This is a genomic window from Flavihumibacter stibioxidans, from assembly GCF_014332695.1.
In the GTDB taxonomy this organism is placed as follows: domain Bacteria; phylum Bacteroidota; class Bacteroidia; order Chitinophagales; family Chitinophagaceae; genus Flavihumibacter; species Flavihumibacter stibioxidans.
In genome coordinates this window covers 372,943-385,713 of the sequence record NZ_MBUA01000001.1, presented here as the reverse complement: position 1 = coordinate 385,713, position 12,771 = coordinate 372,943, and the positions used below count along the sequence as shown (strand labels likewise).

The following is a 12,771-nucleotide window of genomic DNA, read 5'->3' as shown; positions in this document are numbered from 1 at the left end:
TTTTATTATTCAGGATATATATAAACAACAGGATTGCTTTTTACCATCGCAGAAAAATAACCGATTGCCTTACTTCCGAACTGACCGTCTCTCAAAAACACCGGCTCTACAAATGGATTAAACTGCGCCAGTTTTTGTTTATCCAACTGGTCAAAAAAATCAAAAGCATTTTTATCAATTGTTTGGATGTACACCCAACCCTTTGTACCCGGCTTATGAGAATAAGCTGGCTCAATTACCACCTTAAATTGCTGACCGTTCTGGCCTGCATCATTATATACTGAGCGGCCTAATTCATGTACTTTCACACTATCCCGGCCCAGGCAGGCACTGGCAATTTTCTGGCTTGCCAATTGGGTGCTGGTGTCAACATACCGTTCCATTTCATACCTGTAATAATCAGTTTGAGAAGGGATGTCTTTAAAATATACAATCACCCCTTCATGCTCTCCATATAAATCTTTAAATACTGGGGTAAATGAAGTGCTGTCTATTGTGGCTTTTGAAAGGTTTGCTGTGGAAGCAGTAGCAGTGTAAGTATCTGTTCCGCTGCTGATTGTTAATGTATAAATTTTATTTAATTGCACAGTTGTGTTGCCCTTATAATAGTAATTGTATTGACAGTATAGTTTGTCGTAAGCACTGTCAAGTTTCAATATGTCTGTATTTGAGCCATCACTGATTTTTACCACAGCATTGCGAACTACCAAATCAGCAAAGCTTACTTTCTTATCAAAGTAAGGAACGGTACGGTTGAAATAAACGATTGCAACACTGTCTGGCTCCAGCATACTTTGAATGCTTACCTTACCTGTGTAAGGCGGCGGAGTTATTGTAATTGTTTTTTCGCAGGATAAAAAAATGAAACCTGCGGACAAAACAATGATTGTATAAATAAATACTTTCTTCATGCTGCTGTTGTTAAAATTTGAAATTGAAACTTACACTGGGAATAAACGGGAGTAATGATACCTGTCTTGCTTCGGGCTGTTTGGTATCTGCATTGGTGGTGAGATATACAAAGTAGGGATTGAGACGGCTGTATAGGTTATAAGCACCAAATACCCATTCTCGTTCATATTTTTTACCCCAGAATTTTACTGTTTGTTTATTGGAGAAACTTACATCAAGCCGGTGATAGCTCCTGAGCCTTGCATTATTACGGCTGGTGAAATCATAGTAAACTCCATCATACAATGAACCATTTACAGGAACGGTTACCCGGCCCGCCGGTAAAGTAAATGCCCGGCCTGTATAGAAAACAAAATCTGCTGATACCGTCCAGTGTTTGTTAAGTTCATAACTTCCTGCAATTGATAAATTGTGTCTTCTGTCGAATGATGCAGGAAACATTGCACCACGGTTTAGCTCGGGAAACTGTTGCGTTGTTTTGCTCAGTGTGTAGCTTACCCATCCTGTCAACCTTCCCACATTCTTCTTTACAAATAATTCAATGCCGTAAGATTTGCCTTTACCAAAAGTGAGGATACTGTCGAGGTTGGTGCTTAACACAATCTGAGAGCCTTCTTTAAAAAGCACCTGGTTATCCATTGTTTTGTAGTAAGCTTCTACACTTGCCTCAATGCCGTTATCACTAAAGTTTTTAAATAATCCAACAGCTACCTGCGAACTTTTTTGTGGCTTAATAAGGCTGCTGCTGCTTAACCATGTATCCGTAGGCAATGATGCTGTACTGCTTGGTACTGCATGAAGAAATTGGTTCATCAACGTCCACGATGCTTTTATTGAGGTAGTAGAATTAAGAGAAACTTTTGTTGTAATCCTGGGTTCTATGCCTGCATACGAAGCGCCGCCGCCATTGAAGTAAGGAATACGAACGCCGTAATTTATTGACAAGGTTTTTGAAATATCATACTCGTCATTCAGATAAAAAGCCAGTTCACTGGATAATCTTTTTGTGATACTGTCCTTATTAATAGTTATCTGGTTGCCCCGGCGGGGAACTTTGGAAGACACCGCCGAAGGATAGAGTGTGTGATAGGTATAAGCGAACCCTGCCTTTATTTTATGCTTATTATTGGGGGAAAATGTAAAATCTGTTTTAGCACTCAGGTCTTTTATACCGGTATAAAGCACTTCGTAGTAATTGTTTTGAGTAGTACCCAACCCTAAATGATAATCATTGTAAATAAGTGAGGTATTGGAAAATATTTTATTCCCGAAAATATGGTTCCACCTGAATGTACCTGTGGTGTTTCCAAAATCTGTTTTATAATTTAAACTGTTGGCACCAGTGTATCCTGCATTGTCGTTACCCTTAAAAAAACTTAGGAAAATATGGTCTTTCTTTCCCAACTCATAATTCATCTTGGCATTAAAATCATAAAAGGAATAGTTGGTACTTTTAGATGTGGCTGGTTTCAGCAATAAATTAATGTAGCTTTTTCTTGCACTAACAATAAACGATGATTTGTTCTTTTGAATGGGCCCCTGAAATGTAAGATTGGTGCTTAGTAATCCGATACCGCCTTCTGTCTGGTACTTTGTTTTATTTCCTTCCTTCATAGTGATGTTGAGTATTGAACTCAATCTGCCGCCATATTCAGCAGGAAAACCGCCTTTAATTAATTGTACATGGTTAATAGAATTTACATTGAATGTGCTGAAGAGGCCAAAGAGGTGATTGGGATTATAAACCGTTGCTTCATCTAACTGCACCAGGTTTTGGTCCAGATTGCCGCCCCGTACATAGAAGCCGGCCGTACCTTCCTGGCCAGCCTGTACACCGGGCAGCAACTGGATAATTTTCATCACATCCCTTTCACCCATCAACACCGGAAAATTCTTTATCGCTTTAATAGGCACATCAATAACTCCCATCTGTGCTTTCTGTACGTTTCGGTTATTTCTTGAAGAACTTACAACCACTTCTCCTAAACTGCCTGCACTGTTTTCCAGTAGCACATCAAGCTGTACATTTTCTTTTGCTGTAATTTTTTTTGCATTGATTTTATAACCCTGGTAACTAATCAGCAATTCTATGGTGTCAGTTACATTGGCAGTGAGGGAAAAGAAGCCGTATTGATTGGTGCTGGTGCCACTTTTAGTATTTACATTCACCACAGAAGCGCCGATTAGTGCCTCTTTGGAAGCAGCATCTTTTACATAACCGCTAATGGTAATTTTTTGAGCAGTGCTATGCAGGCTGAGGGCCAGCAAAAACAGCAATGAAATATTCTTCATCCTTTATCCGGTTTAAAATTATTTTCAGAAAGCAGTTTTGAAAACACCAAAGACCTGTGTTCATTATCAAACCACAATTTGCATTCGCCTGTTATAAGTTTGACGTTTTGGTTTTTCAATTTTCTTAATCCACTGTTGCTTTACAGGTTCCAGCATTTGCTGGCCGAAGCCAGTGAAATAATGATGGGATTTTAAGAATTCAATATTGTTCATGTCCCATTCCTTCTCAGAAGCAGATGTGTTATAATAATCCTGAAGTTCCAACCTTAACAACTCTGTTCTTTCTTTGAAATTATTTGAGCCTAAATGAAAGAGGTCGGCATCGCATATCACTTTATCCATTCCGCTTAATGGGTGCTGTGGCATTTTTGTAGCAAGGATGCAGGCTGACACTTTAGCAATTAGCGGCTGACGGATAGAATGCCTGGAGAGAAATGATTCGGCAATCCTGATGCTCTCTGCTTCATGCCCTTCTATACGGCCGGTAATAATACCTGTGTCGTGAAACCATGCAGCAATTATTAAAATAGCTTTTTCTTCCTCACTAAACTGATAGAAAGTAGCAATACCTTCAACAGCTTCTGCAACCTGCATGGTATGTGTAAGGTTGTGGAATACAAATTTTGGGTCAAGCTTTGTGGAGAGTAACGCCGTTACTTCATTTTTTACAGAGGCGATTATTTTTAAATTGGAGTCCGTCATGTACTGGTATTTTCGTTAATCCAATAAGGTTTAAAACAGCTCCCTGAAAAAATCAGGGAGCTTACCCTAAAAGTGCAAATGAAAAACTATTTTACCTCTGGTATTTCGCATTCGCAAACACCCGGAGCCTTGGGATTTGAATGGCCTGTTGAATCTTCAAAATTTCCGTCAAGGTCAAGGTCAATCTCTTCCATAATGAAGGAACCTGTTTTTGTAAACTCAGCTAATTTTTTCTGGTTTACCGGTTGAATAAAATAAGCACAGTAGCCTATACTGTCTTTTTGAAACCAGGTATCCACTGTTAATGAAGGATATCGGACAGCAAAAGAATCTTTTACTATCTGCGGCACAGCAGTTGCTGCAATTATCGGGCAGTGATTTTCGTTTTCATTGCCATCTTTCTTTCCGTCTTTGGAACAACTTGCAAAAAACATCATGCTGCTGATTGTAACAATAGCTGCAACAATGACTAAAGGTGCGGTTGTAAAAAACATTGCTTTTTTCATGATATTACTTTTTAGAATAGACAACAGGTTATTTGATTTTAGTTGGGAGTATTTTAAAATTTATACGATATGCCTGCACCTATGTTAAAGCTGTATGGAAATGTTTTTACCACATTGCCTTTTGTAATAGGTGTAAGAGCATATCTAAAGCCGGGCAACAAACTAAAGGACCATTTGCTGTTATAATTATATTGCAGGTTTACATCAGCCATCAGCCCGGTATAAAAACTCCTCATGCCATCTAATCCATTTATGGTAACGGATTCTTTGTTCAGTGCATCCGTCACTTCTGTTTTTACATTAGCGCTGGTAATGAAATTGGCTGATAAGCCCACCGCAGGTATCACCGAAAATTTCTTTTTATCAAACCGGTATGATACCATTAATGGAACACTTATCACCTGCAGGTTATGTTGTGCTTCTGTAGATTTTATGCTGTCGCCAATTGCAGGCGGCAAACCAAACCCTGGTTTTACAAAACCATAGCCTGATGATGTGATGTATTTGTAAGCAATACTGCCATCAGTTTTCTTTGCAGCATACATTTCCTGCGGAGAAATACCTATTGCAGTGTTGGAGTAAATAAGGCCCGTTTTTACACCAATATGCTTAGTGAATTGCCTGGTTGCTAATACACCTGTTGAAAATGAACCTTCATGTTTTTCACGGCGGTTGATTTCTTCTTTCTCATCCTGTTGATTGCCGGTATTGTCGTGTACATCATTATCAATTGTATATTGCCCCCAATCATTACTTGCAAATGCGGTAACCGACCAGAAGGGTTTGAATGAAGATGAAGATTTTTTCTTTTTTGATGAAGCGATACTGGCGGTGGTGTTTAAAACGGGCAGTACTGGTTCCTTAATTTTTAAGTCTGAAATTTTGGGTTTTGATATTTCAATTCTTGCGATAGAAGTGATTGGTGAAGTAAAACGTTTCCTGATGGAATCCGTTTCCATACCTGAGACAATTGCCGTTTGGTCATCTTTTATTTTACTGCTGCCTTTTTTATTTTCTGGTACATTATTGTCAGCAATGCTTCCTATTTCATCTTCAGATATTGCACCTGGCCTGATGGTGATTTTAGTTTTATCCATTGCTGATTGCTTATTGGCCTTTTTAATCTTTGATGTATTTATATCAATTCCGGACTGTTCAAAGGCAGTAATGATTTGTTGATTAGATTTTGGCGCAAGAATTTCTTTTTCATTTGTTTCAATCAATACATCAGAAGGTGCTTGTTGTACCTGATTGTCAAAAACGTAAGGAAGACTATTTTCCTTTCTCTCTTTTGTGCCAGTCTCAACAGTTGTTTTCTCTTTGTTTGCGCCGGTGTTATCTGTCACCATTGCAGAATCTGTATCATTTCCTTGCTTTACCAGTTCCTTATCATTCGTTCTCTTTATCACCACACCGGTTTCATAAATCAAAAACCCAGAAAGCAGAAAAAGCAACACAACAGCTATCCGTTTCCAGCCAATAAAACGGCGTTTATATTTTTCTGCATCTTCTTTATCCAGTGCGGCACTCAGTTTTTCCCATGTAGCAGCAGATGGCTCATCTTCGTAAGACTGGTAAGCCTTGTTAAATGCTTCGTCAATATTTTGTAGATTTTTATCCATACTCTTTTATTTTAAATGGTTGCCGTCTTTTTTTTTACTGTCAATGCAGCCTGCAATATTTTTCTTGCATCAGCAAGATTACTTTTGGAAGTACTTTCCGAAATATTCAAAGAGGCTGCAATTTCCCGGTGTTTCAAACCTTCAAAAACATACAGGTTAAAAACCAGCCGGTAGGCAGGGCTTAATGTTTGTATCAGTTTTACCAGTTCCCGTTCATCATACTGTGTAATAAAAGTTGGTTCTTCATAAATATCATGATAGTCAGTACTGAATTCTAAAACGGGCCGCAGGTGTGTTGATTTATTTCTGTACTTGGAGAGTGCCGCACTTACCATTGTTTTCCGCATCCATCCTTCAAAAGAACCTTCACCGGTAAAAGTATTCAGGTATTTAAACACCCTCATAAATCCATCCTGTAATATTTCTTCTGCTTCTTCCCGGTTCTTTGCGTACCACATACAAATACCCATCATTTTACGGCAATAGCTTTCATAAAGCTTTCCCTGGGAAGCCCGGTCGCCTGCTAAGCAGCCTTTAATTAATAACTGGTGGCCGTCTGCCAAGTGTTGGTTTATTTCTGGTATAGACATACAGGTGATTGATTTTAGACGGGTGTCCCAAAAAAAAAATCAAGAATAGCCTGCAAGTCTGTAGGGAAACTGAATTTGACGGGATTCACGGATTAGTTTTTTGCCAAAACTTTATGCAAAGGTTTGCAGGATGTTAGAATTCATTTATCACCCAACTATTTTTTAGAATGCTGTTGTCTGTATCAGTAACCTGCTTATTAAAAGCAGTATTCATCACACAAAACATTTGTATAAAATGAAAACCAAACAAATTAAAACAGCAATTGCATTATCTGTATTGATAGCTATTGCTATCGTATCCTGCAAGAAAGAAACATCAACAAGTACCACAGCCCCGGCTGGTAAGCAAAGTGTAGCTGTGTATCTTAATGACGACCCTGTACCAAATCTTTTAAAAGTATTGGTGGACATAAGGTATGTGGAAGTAAAAATTGATACGGGTACTGTACATCATGATGATGATTATTATAATGGCGACAACGATGGCGATGATGACCACCAACACCATGACCGTTACGGACGTTGGGATACATTGAGTGTTACACCAAGAATTTATGATTTGCTGAAGCTGAAGAATGGCGTAGATACACTTATTGCCAATGCTTATGCAAACAGCGGAAAAATTACCAAGGTTAGAATTACGCTGGGCAGCAATAATACGGTATGGACAGACAGCACACATTCTTATCCATTACCATTATGTGATAATAACCCTTACCTGTATGTAAAAATTAAAAGTAACAGTATAGAAACATTGCCCGGCGGACAGATTAGGATTCGTATAGATTTTGATGTGGCAAAATCTATTGAATTTGAAAACGGAGTGTATTGCCTGAAACCTAAATTAAAAAGTTACAGTGATAATACAACCGGTAAAATTGAAGGAGTTGTAAAACCGAAGGCGGCAAAAGCACTGGTAAAAGTTTATAACGCAACAGATACGGCTTATGCCATACCGGAAGAAGATGGCGAGTATAAAATCAGAGGATTAAAACCGGCCATTTACTCAGTGTTATACAAAGCAACAGCTCCCTACCGTGACACCACTATCAATAATATACAGGTAACAGCAGGGCAGGAAAAGAAGTTGCCGCTGATTACCCTTCATCAATAAGGTTCAAGCATGGGTGTGGTTTATATTACCGGTTGCAAAACCGCAGCCGGTATTTTTTTGCCCCAACTTTTCAAATTATAAAAGTGCAGATAAATAAAATAACGTTAAAGAGATTTATCAGGATTACAAATTCAGAATGTCATCAACTTTACCCATTCGCTTTACACAATACATCACCAACAACATGACCAGGAAATATCTAATCATAATCTTTCTGCTAATGAATGCCGCCGCTGCATTCTCACAAAACGGTTTTATTATTTCAGGTAAGATTACTGAAGAAGGAACCAATAAACCCATGCAGAATGCCACTATTCATTTAAAGGGCAGTTCTTACAGTACTTTATCAAAAATAGACGGCTCTTTCCGGTTGCATATTACAGACTGGTACGACAGCCTTGAAATTACCTCTGTGGGGTTTGAGCATTTCACCATTGCATTGCAAAAAGGAAACACATCAGGCATTGCTGTAAATATGAAACCAAAGGCAAATGCTTTGCAGGAAGTGGTAATTGGTGTTACTAAAAAGCCGGGTAAAAGTTTTATGGAAAAAGTAATTGACCATAAAGCCAATAACAATCCTTCCAGGTTCCGTAGTTACAGCTACCAGCGTTACACCAGAAATGAACTGGATATTGACCATATTGATTATGAAAAAGCGAAGGGCAGTGGTTTAAAAAGCCTGATGCTAAAAACTTACAGCAAACTCGACAGTAATGCAAAAGACGATAAAGACTTGCCCATTTATTTTGCGGAGCGGCTTGCCAACAGTTACCACTCCGTTTCACCTAATATTGACAGGGAAAATATTATTGCCAAAAAGAATCTTGGACTTAAAACAGATAATCTGTTAAGTAAGTTAGACAAATTCTATTTCTTCTTCAATGTGTATGATGACTGGCTTCCCATTTTCGACCAGACCTATGTGAGCCCGTTAAACTCCAATGCTTTTTCTTATTACAAATATTTTGAAGGCAGCACCATGCTTTCTGATAATGGCGATACACTGCAGCAAATCAGGTTTACACCTTTACATGCCTATGAAAGGGCTTTCAGCGGCACATTATGGATAAACACTAAAACACTGGCGGTGGAAACCGTGGATATGCACCTGAGCAAAACTGCCAACCTGAATTTTGTAAACGATATTAATTACAGCCAGGATTATAAACAGGTGTATGATAGTGCCAGTGATAAACTGGTGTACATGCCTTACAAATTTACCAGCGAAGTAAAATTTGAAAGTGGATTGGCATTACTCGGCCTGCCTGTACCCGAAGATAAAAACGGAATGAAGTTTATCATCAAGAATACAACCGTAACTGACAAAATACAATTAAATACATCAGAGCCATCAGTAGTATTATCGAGCCTTATAAAAAAAGAACAAACTACAAATTGGGATAAATCAGAAATGTTTTGGGTGCAAAACAGACCGGATTCATTAACCATCCACGAGAAAAATATTTACAAAATGGTGGATTCTTTAAAAGAGAATAACCGTTTTCAACGGGATGTAAAACTGATTGCATTTGCAGGTACCGGCTATTGGGATTTTGGAAAGTATGTACGCATTGGGCCTTATTCATCATTTGTAAGCCGCAACCCAATTGAAGGATGGCGTTTCCGCACAGGCTTTTGGACCATGCCCGGCATCAGCAAAAAAATAAACCTTTACGGTTATGGTGCTTACGGTACAAAAGACCAGAAACTAAAAGGAATGCTGGGCTTAAAGTATGTATGGAATGAAGCAAGGTGGACTAAAACATCCATTTCTTACGGCAGTGATTATGATTTTATTATTGACCAGGACGATGAACTGGATAAAGACAATATTGTCAACTCCCTGTTTAGAAAGAATATTCCTTTTACAAGAATGTATGTTAAGCAGGCTTTATTGAAGCATGAGCAATACCTGTCACCCAACTTTACCGCCAAAGCATCTTTAACATATAAAGAGCTGAACCCGGTGTTTGATTTTCAATACCGGCCGATAAATCCGTCAATAGATAAACCTTACGATAGTGTGTTTGCCAAAAGACTTCCGGTTGCAGAAGCATCCATAGGAATCCGGTATGCACATAAGGAACGAACAACTATTCTCAATTATGATAACATACGGCTCGGCACTTTTTCTCCTATTCTGTATGCAAACTATACCTATGGATTTGAACAGGGCAAAGCACAGTTTGAATATCACAAGATAAATATCGGTATGGAGCAACGCTTGAGGCTGCCGCCCAAAATGATGCTGTACTATAAACTGGAAGCAGGCAAAGTATTCGGTACTATACCATACCTGTTATTAAATGTTCCGGCAGGTAATGAATATTATGTAGCAAGCAAATACCAGTTTAACACAATGGCACCGTATGAATTTGCTGCCGATAAATATGTAAGCCTACATACCAGGTTATACCTCGGCGGTACATTGTTCGACAAGGTTCCTTTACTGCGAAAATTGGGCTGGCGGGAACGGTTATCGTTTAATTCCTATTGGGGAAATATGAGTAAAGCGAATGTTGATTATAACAAGAGTTCAAATTTTAACCTGGTTGGTAAAGCCCCGTTTATGGAAGCCAGTGTGGGCATCGAAAACATTTTTCATGTAATGAGTATTGAATATTACAGGAGGTTGAATTACCTGAATAATCCATACGCAAAGAAAGATGGAATTTATGTAGGGGTAACCCTTATGTTTTAAACTAAATAAATAGCCAGTTATGAAATACGTTGCTCTTGCTGCCATCATTGTTTCAATGACTTCGTTTAAAACTCCGAAGCAGTATAATGCTGATAAAATTGTAGGCAAGTGGCTCGCCAATGAGGATAAAAATGTAATCGTTCAAATTTATAAATCCGGCAATGAGTATAAAGCCAAAATTGTTTGGTTTGATGACAGTGATGATAAAGCAAGGCCAATGGCAACAAGATGTGACTCAAAGAATCCGGATAAATCTTTACGCAACAGGAAACTGCTTGGCCTTGAAGTATTAACCGGCCTTACTTATAATGCAGATGAAGAAGAATGGCAGGGCGGGCATATTTACGACCCATCGAGCGGTAAGGAGTATGCTGCAAAGGCATGGCTTACTACTGAAGGAATGCTGAAAGTAAGGGGCTATTGGCATTTTGAAATCTTTGGACAAAATATGTGTTTTACAAAAACTAACTAAATCAACAAATGGAATCAATTAAACATTTTATAGCAGCAAACGGACACCAGGTACAGCTTTGGGTTTTTATTTTGCTATTTATATTTATCTGGAATGTTGAAAACCTGGCTGGTGTACTGTTCAACTACAAAAAATGGAAACATGCTTTTTCCAATGCCCCGTTTATTGTAACAAGTATTCCCGGTCAGTTGCTGCTGGGTTTAGCATTCATTAAAACCATTGAATGGACAACCCAGCATCAATTCGGCATTTTATACCTGTTGCCAAAAAATACAAATCCGGTGTGGGTATTTATCGCATCTTTTATTTTACTCGACCTTGGTGAGTACGGCTATCATGTAGTGATGCACAAAGTAAAAAGGTTGTGGATGTTTCATGCTGTACACCACAGCGATAATGTGGTGGATGTTTCTACCACATTACGGGAGCATCCCGGAGAAAATATAGTAAGGATGTCTTTTACCCTTTTATGGGTGTTTATAACCGGCACTGCATTTTGGATGCTGATGCTGCGCCAGATTATACAGGCAATAACTACTTTATTTGCCCACATGAATTACCGCTTTTCGGACAGTGCCGACAAATTAATCAGCCTGCTGTTTATAACGCCTAACCTGCACCAGGTACACCATCATTACAAACAGCCCTATACTGATTGCAATTATGGAGATGTATTGAGTATTTGGGACAGGATGTTTGGTACACTGAAAAGACTACCGGCCGAGCAACTTGTTTTTGGAGTAGATACTTACATGGATAAAAACGAAACAAGAAATTTTTATTCCCTGGTTAAACTCCCGTTTGGTAAATACCGTAAAATAAAAGCAGATGAGGAAAATACTACTTCAACTATTTTAAAATGAAACACACAGCATTTATAATGCCGCTTTATACCCCGGATATAATGGAATATATAGCAGGCCGGGAAGTGGTTTGCCAATTAGTATTAGAAGAGTGTAAGCAAAAATCAGTTTCCTGTAACATTGCAATTACGGTAAAAACCAGGTTGTTTACAGAGCTGCCTTTTTCTGTTGGGGATATTATTGAACTGATATTAGCAGCCGCTAAAGAACTAAAAGTAAAATTCTCTTACAACCTGATTTTGCAAATGGATAATTATTCCACAGTGGAAGACCTTGCAACCTTATTGTGGAAGTATATGTGCAGGGTGACAAGATTTAATTAGCTTATCAGGAAGTGTATTTTACTAATAGCGGCACAAAACTGAACTTCATTGAAACTACAGCCATTAATAAGAGTATTTAGCTGGGGGTTGCTGATAAGTTTTTTAGGGTCGCTGCCGTTGGGGCCTTTAAACCTAATCACGACTTATGTCTCGGTATCAACAGGCACAGTTGCAGGCTTTGCATTTGCTGCAGGCTGCATACTTACAGAGTTAATTTTTGTACGCCTTGCTGTAGTATCTATGGAGTGGATTAGCCGTAAACAACGGTTGTTTAAAACATTGGAATGGATTACCATACTCATCATTCTGATACTTGCGGTATATAGTTTTATTGCGGCTTACAAAAACACAGGCTTTACTTCAGCTATGCCAGCCGATATAAATTTCCCATTTTGGTCTGGTATAACCATCAGCGCCATTGACCCTATGAAAATACCGTTCTGGTTTTTATGGAGCAGTTTTTTGCTGGGTAAAAAAATACTGATTCCTGAAAGCAGTTTTTATAATTATTACACCGCAGGCATTGGCGTTGGTTCATTATTGGGCTTCATCATTTTTATTTATGGGGGAGACTATTTTATCAGTTCCATAAAATCAAACCAATACATTATTAAAGGATAATTGGAGCTGTGCTGCTGGCAACGGCAGGCATACAGGTCTATAGGTATTTT

At 38.6% G+C, this 12,771-nt stretch carries 12 protein-coding genes; 6 read left to right on the top strand and 6 right to left on the bottom strand.

All coding sequences use genetic code 11. The annotated features are described in order from the left end of the window. Positions 1–5: 5 nt before the first annotated feature. From BC349_RS01605 to BC349_RS01580, 6 genes are all read right to left on the bottom strand, one after another. Positions 6–911 (bottom strand): DUF4249 domain-containing protein, encoded by a 906-nt coding sequence (locus BC349_RS01605; RefSeq protein WP_187255005.1) that lies wholly within the window; start codon positions 909–911, stop codon positions 6–8. A gap of 10 nt (positions 912–921) precedes the next feature. Beyond that, positions 922–3,204 carry a TonB-dependent receptor gene (locus BC349_RS01600; RefSeq protein WP_187255004.1) on the bottom strand — a complete coding sequence of 761 codons (2,283 nt, stop codon included), beginning with the start codon at positions 3,202–3,204 and terminating at the stop codon, positions 922–924. Positions 3,205–3,270: 66 nt separating this feature from the next. Beyond that, a complete protein-coding gene (locus BC349_RS01595) occupies positions 3,271–3,906 on the bottom strand; it encodes an HD domain-containing protein (protein ID WP_187255003.1) in 636 nt (211 codons plus the stop codon). 86 nt (positions 3,907–3,992) lie between these two features. Further along, complete coding sequence (locus BC349_RS01590) at positions 3,993–4,412, bottom strand: hypothetical protein (RefSeq protein WP_187255002.1); 420 nt, start codon at positions 4,410–4,412, stop codon at positions 3,993–3,995. 53 nt (positions 4,413–4,465) lie between these two features. Then, positions 4,466–6,034 carry an outer membrane beta-barrel protein gene (locus BC349_RS01585; RefSeq protein WP_187255001.1) on the bottom strand — a complete coding sequence of 523 codons (1,569 nt, stop codon included), beginning with the start codon at positions 6,032–6,034 and terminating at the stop codon, positions 4,466–4,468. A gap of 11 nt (positions 6,035–6,045) precedes the next feature. Further along, positions 6,046–6,624: an RNA polymerase sigma factor gene (locus BC349_RS01580; protein WP_187255000.1), complete on the bottom strand. Its 579-nt coding sequence runs from the start codon at positions 6,622–6,624 to the stop codon at positions 6,046–6,048. A gap of 235 nt (positions 6,625–6,859) precedes the next feature. On the opposite strand from BC349_RS01580, the gene BC349_RS01575 reads away from it, so the two are divergent. The 6 genes from BC349_RS01575 (at position 6,860) to BC349_RS01550 (ending at position 12,721) form a co-directional block, all read left to right on the top strand. Beyond that, positions 6,860–7,738 carry a DUF4382 domain-containing protein gene (locus BC349_RS01575; protein ID WP_187254999.1) on the top strand — a complete coding sequence of 293 codons (879 nt, stop codon included), beginning with the start codon at positions 6,860–6,862 and terminating at the stop codon, positions 7,736–7,738. A gap of 136 nt (positions 7,739–7,874) precedes the next feature. After that, on the top strand, positions 7,875–10,442 hold the full coding sequence (locus tag BC349_RS01570) for a DUF5686 family protein (RefSeq protein WP_187254998.1): 2,568 nt from the start codon (positions 7,875–7,877) through the stop codon (positions 10,440–10,442). 19 nt (positions 10,443–10,461) lie between these two features. Then, on the top strand, positions 10,462–10,914 hold the full coding sequence (locus BC349_RS01565; RefSeq protein WP_187254997.1) for a DUF2147 domain-containing protein: 453 nt from the start codon (positions 10,462–10,464) through the stop codon (positions 10,912–10,914). An 8-nt stretch (positions 10,915–10,922) separates the two neighbouring features. Beyond that, positions 10,923–11,777 (top strand): sterol desaturase family protein, encoded by an 855-nt coding sequence (locus tag BC349_RS01560; RefSeq protein WP_187254996.1) that lies wholly within the window; start codon positions 10,923–10,925, stop codon positions 11,775–11,777. Then, positions 11,774–12,100: a hypothetical protein gene (locus tag BC349_RS01555; RefSeq protein WP_187254995.1), complete on the top strand. Its 327-nt coding sequence runs from the start codon at positions 11,774–11,776 to the stop codon at positions 12,098–12,100. The genes BC349_RS01560 and BC349_RS01555 overlap by 4 nt, the downstream gene beginning before the upstream one ends. Positions 12,101–12,148: 48 nt before the next feature. Then, positions 12,149–12,721, top strand: coding sequence for a LysE family transporter (locus tag BC349_RS01550; protein WP_187254994.1), 573 nt, complete (start codon positions 12,149–12,151; stop codon positions 12,719–12,721). Positions 12,722–12,771: the final 50 nt, after the last annotated feature.

Bases quoted from the DNA above. Each gene is read 5' to 3' on its own strand.
- BC349_RS01560 (WP_187254996.1), top strand. From the start codon at position 10,923: ATGGAATCAATTAAACATTTTATAGCAGCAAACGGACACCAGGTACAG.
- BC349_RS01600 (WP_187255004.1), bottom strand. From the start codon at position 3,204: ATGAAGAATATTTCATTGCTGTTTTTGCTGGCCCTCAGCCTGCATAGC.
- BC349_RS01605 (WP_187255005.1), bottom strand. From the start codon at position 911: ATGAAGAAAGTATTTATTTATACAATCATTGTTTTGTCCGCAGGTTTC.
- BC349_RS01555 (WP_187254995.1), top strand. From the start codon at position 11,774: ATGAAACACACAGCATTTATAATGCCGCTTTATACCCCGGATATAATG.
- BC349_RS01580 (WP_187255000.1), bottom strand. From the start codon at position 6,624: ATGTCTATACCAGAAATAAACCAACACTTGGCAGACGGCCACCAGTTA.
- BC349_RS01575 (WP_187254999.1), top strand. From the start codon at position 6,860: ATGAAAACCAAACAAATTAAAACAGCAATTGCATTATCTGTATTGATA.
- BC349_RS01565 (WP_187254997.1), top strand. From the start codon at position 10,462: ATGAAATACGTTGCTCTTGCTGCCATCATTGTTTCAATGACTTCGTTT.
- BC349_RS01585 (WP_187255001.1), bottom strand. From the start codon at position 6,034: ATGGATAAAAATCTACAAAATATTGACGAAGCATTTAACAAGGCTTAC.
- BC349_RS01570 (WP_187254998.1), top strand. From the start codon at position 7,875: ATGTCATCAACTTTACCCATTCGCTTTACACAATACATCACCAACAAC.
- BC349_RS01590 (WP_187255002.1), bottom strand. From the start codon at position 4,412: ATGAAAAAAGCAATGTTTTTTACAACCGCACCTTTAGTCATTGTTGCA.
- BC349_RS01595 (WP_187255003.1), bottom strand. From the start codon at position 3,906: ATGACGGACTCCAATTTAAAAATAATCGCCTCTGTAAAAAATGAAGTA.